This window comes from Acinetobacter sp. YH12219, from assembly GCF_013417875.1.
GTDB classification, from domain to species: domain Bacteria; phylum Pseudomonadota; class Gammaproteobacteria; order Pseudomonadales; family Moraxellaceae; genus Acinetobacter; species Acinetobacter amyesii.
Genome location: NZ_VPDC01000010.1, coordinates 1 through 17,614, shown reverse-complemented (window position 1 = coordinate 17,614; position 17,614 = coordinate 1). Strand labels below are relative to the sequence as shown.

The following is a 17,614-nucleotide window of genomic DNA, read 5'->3' as shown; positions in this document are numbered from 1 at the left end:
TTACTCATATGTGACGATTATTTTGCCTTGATGGTGTAACAAGGGGCCAATTCTAAAGAAATATCACCACCGCTTAACTTCGCCGTTTGAGCTGCAGCAGTATCATTTGGATTTTTTAAGCTGTAAATATAACTAAAGCTGGCCAAACTATTCCCCCACTTCACCACTTTATTATCCGAATCTGTCAAAGCAACGCCAGAGGGACGTGTGCCTGCATTGGCATTAATCATATTGTGTAACTGCACTAAAGCACCGCCTACAACCATTGATGTATCCGCTGAAGTTTTTACACTTGAGTTCATTCCAATCAGCGCGCCATCAAGGGTATGGAAATATGGGTCAGCTAAAATCATACGAATCGAAATGGTATTTGGATTGATATTTCCTTCAGGCGTAAAGGTACGGGTTGTCGTTCCGATACGGTATTGCTGTACACCTTTTTCATCTTTCATTAGCAGTGGATCGAGCACATCTTTTCCGCTACAGCCTTCCGTCGCGTGTGTAGACAAGTCGACAATTTGGCTATCTTGACGAGTAAATACATCGTCTGGCACGCCAGATTTTATATTTGTGCGAATATCACCATTACGGTCAATCACCACACCCAATTTCACTGTTTTAATCGAAGTATCGGTAAATTTAAAGGTTAAATCTGCATACAAGGGGAAGATATAATTTTGTCCAGCAGCAACATTTTCAACAGACTTAAAGACTTTTTTGTCTAAATACGACAGCGGATAAAGCTTGTATAAATCCATCGTGCCTTTAAATTGCACTTGGTTAATGTTTTGCTCCCAAAGACCTAATTTTTTCTTATCATCGGCCGTCAGAACATAATCATCTTTTTTAGCCATTAACGTTTTATATAAACTTCCACCTGTACCGACCACCATTTTGTCGGCAAGTAGCGTCCCTTGTTTAATAATCAAAGGGCCAGAGTTGGCTTCTTCTGCATCAAAACGGAAACCCAGAATGCCAGGTTTATCAATTTGCTTGGTAAGCGGATCGATCCAATTGTCCTGTGGCGTTGCTGTTAAACGTGTTGGTCGAACCTGCGTCAAGAGCAAGACATTCACACCACCAATGGTACTCAACTGTTGATCAACTTTGCCCTTCCACTGTAAACCACTACCAAACGTCATACCTTGGCGGTCCGTCATTAACATGAAATGACCAAATAAATTGACTTTTGAACTATCGGTCGGCAAACATTCATTTTTGTCACAGCCGACCAGTCCATTTGAACCACTGGCATTGGTAATCACGCCATCAGTTGAAAACAACGCAAACTCTGGCTGGTAAACCGCAGCCGTTGAGATATTCATGAGTTTTGAAACTAAGGTAAATGCATTTTCATTGCTGACTTCGGACAGGTCTAACCAAGGTGTAAACAGGTCATTAAATTCCGTATCTGAACTGATACTGAAATCTGCTGTCGCGACATTTCGAGTGATTTGATCAATCAATACTTTATCTGCATTGTTGATATAAACCGCTTGGATATCTGTAGCTGTAACTGCGCTGTTATTTTTCAAAGCCAAGGCTTGAATAATTTTAGCCAAACGCATGGCCACTTTAACCGTTGCGTCGGTATTTGCAATCGTTGCAGCAGGTTTACCCGCGATGCCAGCTGCCAAATCCAATAAGGTCAAGCGTGGAGGTGTCGTACCACTGGCTACATTGGAAATTTGCTTCAAATCTACTTTACCCAAATCAATTCGACGTGATTTTTCACCTTGGACAAAGAAAGTTACCGTATCGCCAATCTTACAAGCACCTGTCGAAACACCTTCTTTTAGATCAAATAAAGTAATGTAGGTATTTTTAACGTCGCTCGAACAATTAAAATTCAGACCTTCAATTGGATAATCTAAAACGAACTCAACACAGCCTTCGGTATTACTTTTACAAGTACCATTGGTCGTACTGGTATCATAAATTTCAGGATTCACATTTGCACTTTCACCGCCACAGCCACTGAGCGCTGCAACCAATGCCGTTAAAGCAAACGGTAATAAAATTTTATTTTTCATCCTAATTCTCTTTCTTATGTCCTTAACGGATTGCTGTTAATTTAAGTTGGCCTTGATTGGTTAATACGCGGCCATCGACGTCTATTGCTGTTGCTAAAGGCGTTAAGAATAAATACTGGCTACCTTTAGGCACTTGAATCACGCCTTCTATTTTTTCATGGTAAAGATGATCCGCTTCACCTTGGTTATTTTTAAATCCACCTGCGCCTTCCATGACACAGCCATTTCTGTCTAAAAATACCGCAAATGGCCAATAAAATGTAGGACTTTGTACTTTGGATGCAAATGAATGTATACGAATATTTTGTAATGGTGATTTTAGTTTTACGACTTCATAGTCAAATTCGTCCGACAACGGTGCTCGAGGCCATAAATTAATATCTTGAGCTAAGTCGAGCTCTTTGGCTTTCTTCATTTTTTTATTCGAAAAACATTGCTGACCTAAACCTTGAATGGTGTCAGCTTGTGAGACCCGATAATACGATGTGGCTAAAGTGATTGGGCCTGTATCTTCGGGTTGATTGCGTTTAAATAAATTATCAATGACGGAGCGACTGACACCTTTTTCACGTTCAATCGTTTGCATCCGCGTTTGCCCCATCTTGCTGTCAATAACGCCTTCGGGCATGGTGTAAAAGCGCTTTTTGCCTTCTAAGTTAAACTCTTTATCTTCCAGATATTCATTATTGACATACTTTTCACCGGCCATGGTCGAAAAACCTTGCTCTTGTTTTACCTGAGTCGATTGTTTTGAAGAATTATTTTCTAAGTTTTCACCTGAAGATTGTACGGCTTTATCAGTGCTAACAACTTTCTCAGCAAGGATCTTTTTTTCGACGATAGGTTTATCTTTTTCAGCCTGAACTTTGGCCTGATACGGAGCACTAGGTTGGGTTAGCTCTGATTGCTGTAACTTTTCGGTCCATGTGGTTGAAGGTACAACTTTTGTTGAAGTACCTGACTCTTGTACTGATTTTTCAGATTTGGGAACGTTATCACCTGAGACCTCTTTAATTTTATCGACTGTGACAGCTTTATTATCATCCCGTTTTTCCGGCTCACGTGTACTTAAACTCTGAAACTTCACCGGTTCAGCAGCCTGTGCTGTTGGACTCGTTTGACGCGTCATCGGTGTCTTGGTTTGAGACGGACTAATGCTTACAGATGGTTGAGTAACGTGTTGCTGTACAGATGGTGAATCAATCATTTTAGCTATAGAACTTTCTTTGGGTTTCTTTACAGCTTTTTCTTGTATTTGTACCACCATTGGGCGCCCATCCGGCCCAATAATGGTATGAAACGCCCCGGCATAGGCATACGACACTTGCACCACAGACAGTACAAGTAACGCGTTTATGAATAAAATCCTTTTCATTCTGTTTGCTTATCCTACCAACGAGTTCTGTAATTTAATCCTAGGATGGTGATTTTCGTATCGGTTTTTACATTCATTCCAGCATATGGGTTTAAAAGTATGTTATTCACACCGGTTAAGTTTGCCAGACTACTACCATTCGCTGGAATATTATCTTTACTGCGTAAAAAGCCGATTGATAAATCTAGATCCGTATCTGCATCAAAACGATATCCAATCCCCATACCAAAGAGTTGCGCACCATTAATTGGTACCATGGTATTTCGCTTACCGTCAGGAATAGAGGTACTCCGTGGTTCATAGCCTGCACGCAATTTCAAACGATCTGTTGCTGAATATTCAATACCGATGCCCCAGTTCCAAGGCGACGTAAATTTCAAAGGTAAGGCCAAAGAATTATCGGTCACATTTTCAGATAATAATTTTGCAATTTTCAGCGCTGAAATTTGACGGTCGAATTCAAAACGGAATTTGTCCCAAGCACGATAATCGGTCCAGCCCACATCAAAATTGATTTGTAAATCAGGCATAACCTTATATTTGATCCCCGCCTGTACATGCTGTGGATATTCAAAATCCATCGAAACCAAACCCGACTCCGAGTTTGGCACAGCATTTGGGAAACCTAAAATTGCAGCTAAAATTTGACCTGTTGGTGATGACATTAATCCCTTAATCATCTCCTGAGGTGCTTTCGCATTTTGTATGCGATAACGACCTTTCATGCGCATTTTCGCTGCACTTTGGTACACCATACCAAAACTAAAATCTTCGCGTGGCTCCCACAAAACCCCTAAGTTGTAACTTGGGCTCAGTGACTGCTCTAAAGCCAATTCCATCTGACCAAATTTGCCAAATGGATTCATCCCTTCTTCGGTATTACACATCCCCAATAGCAAGATGTCGGTAATAATGTCCGAATTTTCCTTAAATGGTGTACAGACGACTTCATCAATCATCCTTAACATGCCGATCAATTCATTGGGAAATCGCAGGTCAGATTTCAATCCAATGGCTTGATAGGACATCCCCACACCACCACCAATCGATAGCTCATCACTGACTTGATAGCCTACTGTTGGCGATAGATAAGTAATACGCTCTAGAGCAACTTGTTGCCCCATGAAATTACCTGGGTTACCATTTTCAGCACCAAAACCCGCAATCAAAGGTGCATAAACAGCTGATGCGAATGTTGCTTTAGAACCCGGTGGATTGTAGGCAATCCCCATCGTTGGCGCGGCAATGGGTTGTCCAGCACCAAAATCCACCATCTTTTTTAAGACAGGTACATATAAGGATGCATATTCAACATCACCAGAAACCTTATCTTTAAAGTCCGTACAAATATCAGCCGTCACTTCAGGACCATCATTACAGACTAATGGATCATCTGAATAACCAAAAACGTTATAACCCGCAGGAACGGTAAATTCACGTTGAATATCAAAGTTTGCAATGATGCCCTGCATATCTGTTTGCAAACCTTCAATCTTAGTTAATGCTGCAGGGTTAAAATGTACTGCACTAATTCCTGGAGGATCCGCAGTTACTGCATTACCTAATGCAAGTGACCGTACATCAACTGAAAGGTTGGTACCCAATTGTGCAAAAGCAGCACTAGAACAGCCCGTTAAAACGATCGCACTAACAAGTGGGCTGAGTCGAATTTTACGCATACGACAGCCCTCTTAACGAAGTTTTTTTCCAAAACCTAGAATATCCAACGGGAAAGACAACCCTAATGACACATCTGGTGCATCTTCAGTTAAACCTAACCCCACCGTACCATTCACAATGGTCTCTGGAGATACACGTACACCTAAAGAAATCGCTAGAGTTGAACTGGTTTGGTCTGCAGGTGAATAGGATTCGCCACTGCTATACGTAAATTCTGCGCCGGTATTGAAACTTTGTTGATATGACATGGTAAGGGAAACATCGTAGTTAAACGAGTATGCAAAACCGAATGCAAAACCGCCACTAATCCCCGGTTCAAACTCTTCAATGACTCGCGAACCACGACGTTGGTTTAAGTCAGTTTCTTTGAAACCATAGTTTGCCGAGACGGATGCAAACAACACAACGGGATCAATATATTTACGTGTGCTGGCACCGATACCTGCAGAATAGTAACCTTTACCTGTTGCTAGATCATTTACAGCATTAATTTCGTATGGACTATCACCAGTTTTCGTGGACAAATTACCAAATAAAATAAGAGGCAAACGACCTTGCTTCAGTGGGAATGGTTCCCAGCGTGCGCCTAAAGAAATATCCCCTAAACCTGCAGTTGAAGTATCTTTTAATAAATCAGTTTTCGCCACTAAAGGCAAAGAAGCAGAGAATGTCAAATTATCCATTACACCGTATTGCACGGTAAATGTATTGGTCATCGAATGTGTTGCATTTTCTTGTACACGTAGTTGATAAAGCTGGCCTTGTGCCATTTCCATATCAAGCTGTGTATCACGGTAATAGGTGTAATCTATATCGTAAAAAGATGATATTTCACCTTTTTTAATCAATGAATACTGACGTTCATTCGAGCTAAATACTTCCTGTAAATTCGCTTCTTGGCTCGCATCACCTTCTTGTTGCTGAAGTGCTGTCGATGCTTTTTCATTGGCAGTAGCGACTTCGGATTGTGGCATTTCAGCTTGTACGGGCTCTTCTACAGATTCATACTGTCCAATTTCTGGCTCGGCAGTAGCTTCATGTGTAGTATCAGCTTGGGTTGCCGTAACAGGAGATGCCGACTCTTCAACAACTGTCTCTTGCTCAACCGGATCATACTCTCCTAGACTTGGCTCTTCAGCTGCATATGCAACCCCCATCACCACTTGAATACTCATGGCTAGTAGTGTTTTGTTCATCCATTTACGATTCATGTTCCTTCCCACCGTTTTTATTTTTTTAATCTTGACGCTTTGTTATACGCATTCATCTAATTATTTACTCTTATAGTAAAGCCTTAGAAAGTTGTAATTCGATTTACCATAAGACTCCGACTCTTCATTCATATTTTTATCAAGTCGTATCGTAGATGCTTTGTCCGCAATTTTTTCCATATAAAACTGCGGATATTGAATATCAACCAATGCATAACGGTTCACGGTTGCATCTTCAACATGTCGCAAGTCTGTATCTTGCAATGCCAATAAATTTTTACGTTGCTCAGGTGCAACATTGATTAAGAATAAAGTATTGTTTTCCCATATTTCTTGAAAACGAACTTCATCGAAACTAATATTCCCAAGTGCTGGATCTGCGACATAAACACGCCCATCCTTATAGGCTTTAAAAACCACAAAATGTTTAAAACCAGCATATGAAATGGGAACAATCGCAGGTTGACCTTGTTTAACTAAATCTGAAAACTCACCTTTGTAGCCCCCACTGTCTAGCCCGACAGCAGCGACAAAACGTTTCATATCTAATAATGAGAAACTACGACGTTCGATAATTTTTTCAGTTTCACCAAATTTCAGCAAACCATTCATGGTCTGTTGCTCAGTTAGCTGTGTCCCTACATAACCATTTAATAAAGTCGTTAAAGCTGCTGAACCACAGCTATAGTCATAGGCTTGCCGAACAATGCCTCGAAATTGATCCTCAATGGCAGGTTTAATTTTTACAGTTTCACGGTGCATCCGAGTAAAGGAATCATTTCGTGAATCCAATGTTTCGGTATAGTGAACTGTTCCGACTGGCTTTTCTTTTAATTCGAAGGACTCTTTGGCAAAGTAATACATCAATGCCGAGCCCACAGCTATCTCTAACATAAGTTCTAACTTTTAGTTATCGGCAATGATGTGCCTTTTTTCATTATTTTTTAGAGCTAATGCTCTACATCCATGTATTATGCAAGATACCTTTTTTTTTATAAAAAAACAGCATTTTTTTATGCTTTGTTGGGTCATTCCGCACTTTTTTGTAAAAAAAAGCGCGTGATCAACACGCGCCTTATTTTATTCTAAATTACTTACTAGAAATCGTAATCACAGAACCTGGATTATAAACACCTAAACTAGGGCTATAATATGTTTGCAAGCCTTGAACTTCGATATCACCAATTGAACCAGCAGTACGACTACCTAAATGAACACCTTTCACATAGTTATCAATTGGACCAGAGTTGCTCACCATTTGAATATATCCTTTTGATGTTCCTTCTGCACCATAAACACTAATATCTTGGTTAATGGTTAAGTCTGTTTTACCCGCATCAGCAACTTTTATGCTTTCAATAAAGATTTCACCAGCAGCACGTGTAGCGTTTTTAGTTGATGCATCCAAAATACCTAGATTTTGAATCTCTAAACCACCAATCATAGTTGTATTCAATTTGATCATTGCACCCTGTGGAGCTGCACCAAGTTGAATATTTGCAGCCATCTGACCTGTTTTCAAAGTTAAACCAGAAAGAATTGCATTGTAGTTGCTATCATCACCACCACGACGAATACCTGTTGTACCAGCCGTACCTGATGCAGTCACACCAATTTCACCAATTTTAATATCTAAGCCTGAAACTTGTGCTGCAATATTAACAAATGCTCCACCTTTTGCAGAATTACCAGCATCTGAGTCAATACGTAAATCAGCCAAATTATGACTTGCTAACAAAGCTTGTGAATTCGCAGTAATTACAAGACCATGCTTTTCATTAGCATCACCGGCTATCCCGTTCCCCTTAATTAAAAGAGCACCTGCTACACCTGTACCACCAACAATATTTGTTGAAGAAACTTCTGCATTTGCAGCAAAACCTGTTGGCGTAGGAGGAGTTGTAGTTGTATCAAAAGTAACTTTTGTACCTGTCACAACGTTTTTTGCATCAGTTGCTAAACCGTCATTATCGTGAATGTAAAGTTTCTCGATTGCAACTTTTGAAATACCAATCCCGATGTTAATACCATCTTGACCAGTGGTTGAACTAAGTGCAGCATCGTCCATTGCTTGCATAGCCATAGCATTCGCACTAAATGCGATTGAAGAAACTAGAGCTAATTTAGTGAAATTTTTCATACGGTACTCTCCCAAGAGTATTTATTTTTTTTTGATTTTCAACCACTCGATTTATTCAGCTGTAATATTATTTTGTGACAACTGTTAAACCTTTCCTTGAGTCGTTTGCTCGCTCGATTAAATTATATCCAAGCTAAAATTTGTTCAACTGTCGTTGGTCGCAATCTAATTCTTACCGATAAACGGTATTTGCAAACCAAATGAATTAGGAATGGTATAAAATCCATTTTAGTTTTTAAATTTAATTTCTCTGTTGATGCAAAAGCCGATTTTTTTTAAAAAATTTATTCTTAAACAAACTATTAGTGCTCAAAAATTTTTGCAAGCGCTTGCACCCTTGTCACATGTGATTTTTTTAGAAGATCAAAACCAACCTGTTATTTGCTTTTTGGCAAATCAATATCAGCAATTTAAGAATGATGAACTTAAAACTTATGTCCGTACCAATTTAGATCAATATGAGGAATGTGATACTCAACCCTTGCCAGATATCGCCTTCCAAGATTTATGTTCAAAATTAGGCAGTGGGTTTTCTGGGGGCTGGTCTGGTTTTATTAGTTATGATTATGCAGCGCAGCAACAGATTTCCCTCCATGCCAAAGCGCAACCTCGCTTGTTTTTGGGGCAATTTTCTAGTTACTTAAGACTAGAAAATGATGGTTGGTATTTTTATAGTTCTGATCATTCTGCAGCTAAGATTTACGACTACATTGATCACCTAATTCAAACCAAGATCGCTCAGAATCAATTTAAATTAAGACAAAAATGTACTGCAAGATGGTCCAAGTCAGACTACACAAAAGCCTTTGATCAAGTTCAGGAATATATTAAAGCGGGCGATTGCTATCAAATTAATTTAACCCAAGAATTTACAGCTCAAGCTAAAGGTTCACTCTTAGATACTGCTCAAGAATTTTGGTCACTGACTGATGCACCATATTCAGGCTATTTACGTATTAATGATTTTGAAATTTTAAGTTGTTCGCCTGAACTTTTTATAGATTTTAAGCCTAAACGCAAGATTATTACTAAACCAATCAAAGGCACGATGCCTCGCTATGAAGATCCAGTTTTAGATGCGCACTCAAAACAACGATTAAAATCATCTGAAAAAGATATGGCTGAGAATGTCATGATTGTCGATTTACTGCGTAATGATTTGAGTGTTTATGCAGAAACAGGTTCTGTAAAAACACCTAAACTTTTTGATATTGAAAGTTTTAATCAAGTGCATCACATGGTCAGTGAAGTTGAAGCCGTGCTGAAAACAGATGTAAACCCTTTTGAGGTTCTGATGTCGGCACTGCCGGGCGGTTCGATTACCGGCGCACCTAAAATTCGCGCGATGCAAATCATTGATGAACTTGAAGGTGCTCCTCGCGGCGCCTATTGCGGCTCGATGGGTTATTTTAATCACGATGGCACGGGCTCTTGGAATATTTTAATCCGCTCTATTCAAAAATACCAAGATCAGGTTTCGCTGTGGGCAGGTGGCGGAATCACCATCGCGTCTGATTGCGATGCTGAATATCAAGAATGCTTTGATAAAGTCAAAGCGATGCTGGATTTGTTAAACACGTGGTATACGAAAGATTAAACAAAAAAAGCGATTCAATTGAATCGCTTTTTTATAACCCTCCCCTTGCGAAGCAGTGCTTCTCACCTTTTCGAAAGGAAGATTAGGGTAGATTTAAATTTATAGTAGCTTGCAGCAATCAAGCCAAAATATCGTTTTTAAGCGTATCCACAAGGCGCTGATTTTGTTCATCTGTACCAATGGTGATACGTAGGAATTGATTAATCCGCGGCTTATTGAAGTAACGCACAATAATCCCGCGTTCGCGTAATTTAGCAGCCAACTCACCTGCATCTTTATTTGGCAATGAGGCAAAAATAAAGTTTGCCGCAGACGGCAATACCTTAAAGCCCAGCTCAGACAGCTGACCTACAAGTTTTTCACGGCTCGCAATCACCTTGGCATTTTGCTCTTCAAAATAGGCTTGATCCTCAAATGACGCCACGGCTGCTGCAATCGCAAAACGGTCCATCGGATAGGAGTTAAAGCTGTTTTTTACTGCCTCAAGCGCTGCGATTAAATGCGGCTGCGCAATCGCGAAACCCACACGCAAACCAGCAAGTGAACGCGACTTAGACGTCGTTTGACAAACCACAAGGTTTTCATATTTCGCAACCAAAGCCACAGCAGATTCTGCACCGAAATCGACATACGCTTCATCAATCACAACCACTGAATTCGGATTGGCTTGCAACACTTCCTCAATTGCAGACAAACCTAAAGCAATACTGGTCGGCGCATTCGGATTGGTAATGATGATACCGCCATTCGGCTGTTTATAGTCATCAATAACAATTTCAAAATCATCGTTCAGCGGCATAATTTTAGTATTGGCAGCTATACCAAAAAATTGGCTATATACCGGATAAAAACTGTAGGTAATATCTGGATACAAAACCGGCAGCTCTTGCACAAAAAAGGCTTTAAAAATGTGCGCCAGCACCTCGTCCGATCCATTGCCGACAAAAACCTGCTCAACAGGCACATGCTGCTGTTTTGCAATCGCTTGCTTTAACTCAGACGCATCTGGATCTGGATATAAACGTAAAACATCAGCAGAATTTGCCAATACTTTTTGAACTGCTTCCACCACTTTTGGCGATGGCGGATACGGATTTTCATTGGTATTGAGTTTTAAAATATTTTGGATTTTAGGCTGCTCACCCGGTGTGTACGGTTCTAATTCACGTACATCAGGGCTCCAAAAACGCATTTGTTCAGAGGTAATATTTGGCATTTTATTTTGCTCTTTTTCACCCTCTCCTAACCTCTCTTGCACTTCGCTTTAAAGGAATCCTTAAAGCTCGTTCAGGGAGAGGAATATTCATTTTATGAGATTTCCCCTCTCCTTTCAGGAGAGGGTTAGGGAGAGGTTTATAGTTTTGGAAAACTAAGTTTTTCACCTAGTCTATATTTATTACTGGTAACGATATCTCGCAGATCTCGCATGCGCATCTAAGTTTTCCTGCTGCGCTAATGTATCAGCCGTTTTCGCTAAAGTTTTCACGCCATCTTCAGAACACATGATTAAACTTGAGCGCTTTTGGAAATCATAAACACCGAGCGGTGATGAGAAACGCGCTGTGCCGGAGGTTGGCAACACGTGGTTTGGACCTGCACAATAATCACCAATCGCTTCTGGTGTATAACGCCCCATAAAGATTGCGCCGGCATGGCGGATATCTTCAGCCATTTCCTGCGCTTCATCTAAGCACAGCATCAAATGTTCAGGCGCAACTTGGTTAATCAATTCGGCGCCTTCAGCACGGTCTTTGACTAAAACCAATGCGCCGCGGTTTTCGATTGAAGTACGCGCAATATCTGCTTTAGGCAAAGCTTCTAAATGCTTTTCAATCCATTGTTCTACTTGATCTAAAAGATCCGCATCTGGCGTAATGAACACCGCTTGAGCCACAGTGTCATGTTCCGCCTGCGACAATAAATCCATCGCCAGCCATTCAGCGTTGTTTTGACCTTCTGCATAGACCAAAATTTCGGATGGCCCGGCAATCATATCAATGCCAACTTGACCAAATACCGCACGTTTTGCTGCAGCAACAAAACGGTTGCCCGGGCCAGTGATTTTATCCACAGATGGAATGGTTTGTGTACCATAAGCCAATGCTGCAACCGCTTGCGCGCCGCCAATGGTAAATACACGGTGTACGCCAGCTAAGTAGGCTGCTGCCAAAACCAATGGATTCAAATCACCATTCGGAGCAGGAACCACCATAATAATTTCAGGCACACCAGCAACATGCGCAGGTACAGCATTCATCAATACAGAAGACGGATAAGAAGCCAAGCCGCCCGGAACATAGATCCCCACGCGGTCCAGCGGTGTGACTTTTTGACCAAGCGTATTGCCTAAAGCATCGACATAAGTCCAGCCGTCTTGCTTTTGCGCTTGGTGAAATTCACGAACACGGTTCGCAGCAAGTTCTAAGGCTTCACGCACTTCTGAACTTAAACCCTCAAATGCTGCTTTCAGTTGTGCTTGCGTCAGCTCTAATTCTGAGAATTGATGCGCTGGATGTCGATCGAACTGCTGTGTCAATTTAAGAACATGAGCATCACCATACTGACGAACATCAGCAATGATTTGGTCAACGGTTTTTAAAAGTTCTGGATCATTCACAGTTTCAAAAGCCAACAAGTCAGCAAAAGCTTGCTTGAAGTTTTGATCTTGAGTCGATAAACGTCGCATCAATTTACCCACAAGGTAATCTATTGGAAAAGATTAGTTTACCTGTTTTAGCGCAGCTTGTGGACATCTATCGCATGTGTTCATGTGGAGTTTTATTGAAAATAACTTTCGTTAAAATTGGTGAAAATACAGTTTTTATCATTATTTTTTAGTTTTCATAAAAAAACCGCCCAAATTTGAGCGGTTTGATCAGCATAGTTAGCAACTTAACAAATTATGCTTTCTTTGCTTGCTCGCGTTCTTCCACGGCTTTTTCTAGCTGTGCAAGAATCGGATTCAACAAAGTTTGTTTACGTTTAAAGCTTGCTTTGTTCACGATTAAACGTGAAGACACTTTACAGATTTCTTCCAAAGGCTCTAAACCATTGGCACGTAAAGTGTTCCCTGTATCCACAACATCGACGATGTAATCACCTAAACCAACCAAAGGTGCAAGTTCCATAGAACCATAAAGTTTGATCACATCAACTTGTTCGCCCAAGCTTGCATAATATTGACGGGTCAAATTGACATACTTGGTTGCAATCTTTAAACGACCGTTTGGACGAACCATGCCGACTTTACCAGCCGTCATTAACTTACAGTTGGCAATTTTTAAGTCCAATGGTTCATACACATTTTGTGCACCATGTTCCATCAGCACATCTTTACCTGCCACCCCAATATCTGCAGCACCATTTTCAACATAAGTTGGTACATCAGAAGCACGTAAAATTAAAATACGTACGTGCTTATGGGTCGTTGGAAAAATTAACTTACGAGATTTATCCGGATCTTCCAATAAGTTAATGCCAGCTGTCTCCAACAATGGCAAAGTTTCTTTTAAGATACGTCCCTTACTTAATGCTAAAGTTAAACCATGATCAAAATTGCCCATTACGTCAAAATTGGGATCATCGTTTCTCATATCGCTCATTAACTTACTCGCTTAATTTGGGCACCTAAACCTTGTAACTTCGCTTCAACATCTTCATAACCACGGTCAATATGATAGATACGGTCAATCAACGTTTCCCCATCAGCGGCAAGTGCTGCTAAAACCAATGAGAAAGAAGCTCGTAAATCAGTTGCCATCACCGGTGCAGCAGATAATTTCTCTACACCTGTAACAACAGCATCATTACCTTCAACCTGAATATTGGCACCCATACGTGCTAATTCAGGTACATGCATGAAACGGTTTTCAAAAATCGTTTCAGAAATTGTAGCAAAACCACGACCAATTGCATTCACCGCCATAAGCTGTGCTTGCATATCGGTTGGAAATTCTGGATGTGGTAAAGTCTGGAAACTTACTGCTTTCGGGCGTTTACCCATCATATCCAGTTCAATCCAATCTTCACCGCGCGTAACTTCCGCGCCCATTTCTTCAAATTTATCTAGCACAGACTCCAACAAGTTTGGATCAGTATGTGTGGTTTTGATTTTACCGCCAGTGATCGCTGCTGCAGCGAGATAAGAACCTGTCTCGATACGATCTGCAACAACGGCATATTCACAGCCATGTAGGCTTTCAACACCTGTAACAACCAAAGTATCTGTGTCCAAACCTTCGATTTTTGCACCCATCTTGATCAACATATTAGCAAGATCGGTAATTTCAGGTTCACGAGCCGCGTTACGAATGGTCGTTACACCGTCTGCAAGAACCGCAGCAGTTAGAATATTTTCAGTACCACCAACTGTGACCATATCAAAGACAACTTCGCCACCTTTTAGACGACCATCCACTTTGGCATGTACATAACCTGCTTCAACTTCGATCTCAGCACCAAGTGCTTCTAAAGCTTTTAAATGTTGATCTACAGGGCGTGAACCAATTGCACATCCACCCGGCAAAGACACTTTTGCACTACCATAGCGCGCCAATAACGGGCCAAGCACCAAAATAGATGCACGCATGGTTTTCACGAGTTCATATGGTGCAAATTGATTATCTAAGCTAGAAGTATCAGCCTTAACCGTATCACCTTCATAACTGATTTGAACACCTAAACCTGCGATCAATTTCACTAAGGTGTTCACATCTTTTAGATTTGGCACATTAGTTAATGTAATAGGTGTATCCGCAAGGATAGTTGCAGCGAGTAATGGCAATGCAGCATTTTTCGCACCAGAAATACGAACTTCACCTTCGAGCTTAGTACCGCCCTGAATCAGAAATTTATCCATTAATTATTAAGCTCCGAATAAGCTTGCTTTGCGCCATTCTTCTTTGGTCATTGCACGAATTGTTACTGCATGTACTTCACCGCTGGCAATGTAGGAGTTCAAAGGTGCATAAACAGATTGTTGACGAGCAACAGGACGTTTGCCTTCAAATTGATCATCGACAATGCGTAGATCAAATTTGCCGCCTTGCCCACTAACTGCAACCTCAGCTTCTGGAAAAGCAGCTTTTAAAATTTCAGTGAGCTGTTCACTATTCATCACAAGACCCCATATAGGACTAACGGTGTAAAACCCGTCATTTTACTATAAATCTAAAAAATAATTCATTAGTCACATACATTATATATATAAAAAAAGAGGTTATAAAAAACCTCTTTTTGTACAATTTACAATCTAAACCGTTAAAGGCATATAAATGAGCTGCATTTTTCGATGTTTATGTAATTGTTTTTTTAATTTTTCAGACAATTTTTTGATCGAGGTATACATATCATCAGCGCACGCTTGTGCAAAAAGTTCTGTCCCAGGTAATCGTATAATCGCTTCCGCAATATGATTATCACTACCTTTTTTTGAACGTTTATCAACCTGATGATCTTTAGTCAGTTTGACTTGCATACTATTGACCTGATCTAAATGTTTGGTCATTTCCGCAAATTTAAGACGAATATTTTCTTCTATTGCTGGCGTAATTGTTAAATGATGGCCACGAATTGTAATCTGCATAATTCTATCCCTCACCTTCTTTCAGGACTGGAAAAGTTCAAGCCGAATCATCCAACTCAATATGCGAAGCATACATTTACACAATCAGATCATTTCGGCCATTCCTTATAAAAAAAGAGATTCATTATTTCGTCATAATGAACCTCTAGAATAGTCAGATTTTCAAATTTAGATCAACACTTTTCGCTCTGAAGATGATGGAATATGTAACGATTCACGATACTTCGCAACTGTACGACGAGCAACATCAATACCTTCTGCATTAAGCAAAACTGCAATTGCATTATCAGACAAAGGCTTACGTGTATTTTCTTCTGCAATCAACTTTTTAATTTTTGCACGAATTGCCGTCGAAGACGCTTCCCCACCAGACGATGTTCCAACATGACTTGAGAAGAAATATTTCAACTCAAATAATCCACGTGGTGTGAGCATATATTTATTTGTGGTTACACGGGAAACTGTGGATTCATGGAGTTCAACTTCTTCCGCAATATCTCGCAGGACCAAAGGCTTCATTGCCTCAGGCCCTTGTTCAAAGAACGCTCGTTGATGCTCCACAATACAGGTTGCCACTTTTAATAAAGTTTTATGTCGTTCATCAATACTTTTAATGAAATTCTTAGCTTCAAGCATTTGATTACGTAAATATTGATTGTCATCGCTTTGATCAGCACGCTTGATCATATTGGCATAGAAAGAATTCACCCGTAGTTTTGGCATTACATCAGGATTTAACTGTACCAACCAATGTTCATTCTTTTTTAAGACTACAACATCTGGAATTTGATAGTCTAAATCTTTATCTTCAAACTCTTGCCCTGGATGTGCTTTTAATGTCTTTAATAAAGAAATGGCAAGTTTAAGTTGTTCCGTGTTTAATCCCGTTTGCTTAATCAACTTGGGTAATTCATTGGTAATCAGCAACTCATAATTTTTCAATAATAAAATAGCTTCATATCGATATTCGACATGCTCAGGAAGATTTTCAACTTGCACCATTAAACATTCGGCAAGATTGCGTGAGCCTACCCCTACAGGATCTAGACGCTGAATATGCTTTAAAACTACTAAAACTTCGTCATCTTCGACTTCTTCTTCATAATCCATAGAGTCTAAAAGATGCTGAACCGATTGGGTAATTTCATTTAAGTCACAATCTAAAAAACCTTTGTTATCTAAAGCATCGATAATACAGTGTGCAATTAGTTTATCGATCATAGAAAAGTGTAAAAGATTAACTTGCTCAAGCATATGCGCTTGTAAACTTTGATGCCCCTGCCGATTATCTTCGCGCTCTTCAAATTCAGCAGCACCTAAACTTGTGGGTTGATGGGTATATACATCATCCCATTCTGTATCCACTGGTAACTCATCAGGTAAATGATCGGCATTTAATTCATTGGTTAAGTCTTTATTTTCCCTTTCTTGTTCTTGTAAGCTATTTAAACTTTCAACGGTATTTTGTTCTTCAACTTTCTCTAATAGAGGATTACTGTCGAGTTGGATTTGAATTTCTTGTTCCAATTCCAAACTTGAAAGCTGTAATAAACGAATGGCTTGTTGTAATTGAGGTGTTAATGATAAGGAATTGGCAACCTTTAACCCCATCGCTAATTTCATTAATAACTCCCCCTATAATTAACCGCACTTTATAAGCAATTTTTATGCCGTTTTATTTTTTATAGCATAGTTTCGAAGAGAACGCCCGATTTTTTGTCTTTTTTAGACTCATTATTCAGCTAATTCATTCTTCTATTAGGAACAATTCGCCTTATAAATTAACTATATAATTAGATTTCTTATTCATTTTATTCCGGCTGTCACTGTATTTTTTGTTTTTCATTGTTCTTATTATTTTTCCACGCATAAAAAAACACCCCCTGAGATATCAGGGGGTGTTTCGAATAATGAGCTGGCGATGACTTACTCTCACATGGGTAACCCCACACTACCATCAGCGCTAAGAGGTTTCACTTCTGAGTTCGGGAAGG

At 40.0% G+C, this 17,614-nt stretch carries 14 protein-coding genes; 1 reads left to right on the top strand and 13 read right to left on the bottom strand.

Features of this window, described 5'->3' with window-relative positions; translation table 11 throughout:
• Nucleotides 1-17: 17 nt before the first annotated feature.
• From FTV04_RS07570 to FTV04_RS07545, 6 genes are all read right to left on the bottom strand, one after another.
• The gene (locus tag FTV04_RS07570) at nucleotides 18-2,033 is read right to left on the bottom strand and encodes a hypothetical protein (protein ID WP_180089161.1); all 2,016 of its coding nucleotides are present in this window, start codon (nucleotides 2,031-2,033) and stop codon (nucleotides 18-20) included.
• A gap of 22 nt (nucleotides 2,034-2,055) precedes the next feature.
• Nucleotides 2,056-3,408 carry a putative pilus assembly protein FilE gene (gene filE / locus FTV04_RS07565; protein ID WP_180049004.1) on the bottom strand — a complete coding sequence of 451 codons (1,353 nt, stop codon included), beginning with the start codon at nucleotides 3,406-3,408 and terminating at the stop codon, nucleotides 2,056-2,058.
• A gap of 14 nt (nucleotides 3,409-3,422) precedes the next feature.
• Nucleotides 3,423-5,087: an OmpP1/FadL family transporter gene (locus tag FTV04_RS07560; protein ID WP_168378502.1), complete on the bottom strand. Its 1,665-nt coding sequence runs from the start codon at nucleotides 5,085-5,087 to the stop codon at nucleotides 3,423-3,425.
• Between the two features lie 12 nt (nucleotides 5,088-5,099).
• Nucleotides 5,100-6,299, bottom strand: a complete 1,200-nt coding sequence (locus FTV04_RS07555) for a hypothetical protein (protein ID WP_180009927.1) — start codon at nucleotides 6,297-6,299, stop codon at nucleotides 5,100-5,102.
• A 60-nt stretch (nucleotides 6,300-6,359) separates the two neighbouring features.
• Nucleotides 6,360-7,193, bottom strand: coding sequence for a C39 family peptidase (locus FTV04_RS07550; RefSeq protein ID WP_180089160.1), 834 nt, complete (start codon nucleotides 7,191-7,193; stop codon nucleotides 6,360-6,362).
• 196 nt (nucleotides 7,194-7,389) lie between these two features.
• Nucleotides 7,390-8,439 carry a DUF6160 family protein gene (locus FTV04_RS07545; protein WP_168378499.1) on the bottom strand — a complete coding sequence of 350 codons (1,050 nt, stop codon included), beginning with the start codon at nucleotides 8,437-8,439 and terminating at the stop codon, nucleotides 7,390-7,392.
• A 256-nt stretch (nucleotides 8,440-8,695) separates the two neighbouring features.
• On the opposite strand from FTV04_RS07545, the gene FTV04_RS07540 reads away from it, so the two are divergent.
• Nucleotides 8,696-10,036 carry an anthranilate synthase component I family protein gene (locus FTV04_RS07540; RefSeq protein WP_180089159.1) on the top strand — a complete coding sequence of 447 codons (1,341 nt, stop codon included), beginning with the start codon at nucleotides 8,696-8,698 and terminating at the stop codon, nucleotides 10,034-10,036.
• Between the two features lie 118 nt (nucleotides 10,037-10,154).
• Here FTV04_RS07540 and hisC read toward each other — a convergent pair whose 3' ends face one another.
• The 7 genes from hisC to FTV04_RS07505 all read right to left on the bottom strand — a co-directional run bounded on the left by hisC (nucleotide 10,155) and on the right by FTV04_RS07505 (nucleotide 17,243).
• Entirely contained in the window at nucleotides 10,155-11,252 is a 1,098-nt protein-coding gene (hisC, locus tag FTV04_RS07535; protein WP_180089158.1) for a histidinol-phosphate transaminase, read from the bottom strand.
• Nucleotides 11,253-11,432: 180 nt separating this feature from the next.
• Nucleotides 11,433-12,734 (bottom strand): histidinol dehydrogenase, encoded by a 1,302-nt coding sequence (gene hisD / locus FTV04_RS07530; RefSeq protein WP_180089157.1) that lies wholly within the window; start codon nucleotides 12,732-12,734, stop codon nucleotides 11,433-11,435.
• Between the two features lie 202 nt (nucleotides 12,735-12,936).
• The gene (hisG, locus tag FTV04_RS07525; protein WP_078191192.1) at nucleotides 12,937-13,638 is read right to left on the bottom strand and encodes an ATP phosphoribosyltransferase; all 702 of its coding nucleotides are present in this window, start codon (nucleotides 13,636-13,638) and stop codon (nucleotides 12,937-12,939) included.
• On the bottom strand, nucleotides 13,638-14,894 hold the full coding sequence (gene murA, locus FTV04_RS07520) for a UDP-N-acetylglucosamine 1-carboxyvinyltransferase (RefSeq protein ID WP_078191193.1): 1,257 nt from the start codon (nucleotides 14,892-14,894) through the stop codon (nucleotides 13,638-13,640). Before murA ends, hisG begins: the two co-directional genes overlap by 1 nt.
• A 6-nt stretch (nucleotides 14,895-14,900) precedes the next feature.
• Nucleotides 14,901-15,152 (bottom strand): BolA family iron metabolism protein IbaG, encoded by a 252-nt coding sequence (gene ibaG, locus FTV04_RS07515; RefSeq protein ID WP_078191194.1) that lies wholly within the window; start codon nucleotides 15,150-15,152, stop codon nucleotides 14,901-14,903.
• A 135-nt stretch (nucleotides 15,153-15,287) separates the two neighbouring features.
• Complete coding sequence (hpf, locus tag FTV04_RS07510) at nucleotides 15,288-15,620, bottom strand: ribosome hibernation-promoting factor, HPF/YfiA family (protein WP_078191195.1); 333 nt, start codon at nucleotides 15,618-15,620, stop codon at nucleotides 15,288-15,290.
• A gap of 168 nt (nucleotides 15,621-15,788) precedes the next feature.
• Nucleotides 15,789-17,243 carry an RNA polymerase factor sigma-54 gene (locus tag FTV04_RS07505; protein WP_180089156.1) on the bottom strand — a complete coding sequence of 485 codons (1,455 nt, stop codon included), beginning with the start codon at nucleotides 17,241-17,243 and terminating at the stop codon, nucleotides 15,789-15,791.
• Between the last annotated feature and the right edge of the window lie 371 nt (nucleotides 17,244-17,614).

Coding starts and splice junctions, on each gene's coding strand:
- FTV04_RS07570 (WP_180089161.1), bottom strand. CDS start 2,033: ATGAAAAATAAAATTTTATTACCGTTTGCTTTAACGGCATTGGTTGCA.
- hisG (WP_078191192.1), bottom strand. CDS start 13,638: ATGAGCGATATGAGAAACGATGATCCCAATTTTGACGTAATGGGCAAT.
- murA (WP_078191193.1), bottom strand. CDS start 14,894: ATGGATAAATTTCTGATTCAGGGCGGTACTAAGCTCGAAGGTGAAGTT.
- ibaG (WP_078191194.1), bottom strand. CDS start 15,152: ATGAATAGTGAACAGCTCACTGAAATTTTAAAAGCTGCTTTTCCAGAA.
- FTV04_RS07550 (WP_180089160.1), bottom strand. CDS start 7,193: ATGTTAGAGATAGCTGTGGGCTCGGCATTGATGTATTACTTTGCCAAA.
- FTV04_RS07555 (WP_180009927.1), bottom strand. CDS start 6,299: ATGAATCGTAAATGGATGAACAAAACACTACTAGCCATGAGTATTCAA.
- FTV04_RS07560 (WP_168378502.1), bottom strand. CDS start 5,087: ATGCGTAAAATTCGACTCAGCCCACTTGTTAGTGCGATCGTTTTAACG.
- FTV04_RS07505 (WP_180089156.1), bottom strand. CDS start 17,243: ATGAAATTAGCGATGGGGTTAAAGGTTGCCAATTCCTTATCATTAACA.
- FTV04_RS07545 (WP_168378499.1), bottom strand. CDS start 8,439: ATGAAAAATTTCACTAAATTAGCTCTAGTTTCTTCAATCGCATTTAGT.
- hpf (WP_078191195.1), bottom strand. CDS start 15,620: ATGCAGATTACAATTCGTGGCCATCATTTAACAATTACGCCAGCAATA.
- filE (WP_180049004.1), bottom strand. CDS start 3,408: ATGAAAAGGATTTTATTCATAAACGCGTTACTTGTACTGTCTGTGGTG.
- FTV04_RS07540 (WP_180089159.1), top strand. CDS start 8,696: ATGCAAAAGCCGATTTTTTTTAAAAAATTTATTCTTAAACAAACTATT.
- hisC (WP_180089158.1), bottom strand. CDS start 11,252: ATGCCAAATATTACCTCTGAACAAATGCGTTTTTGGAGCCCTGATGTA.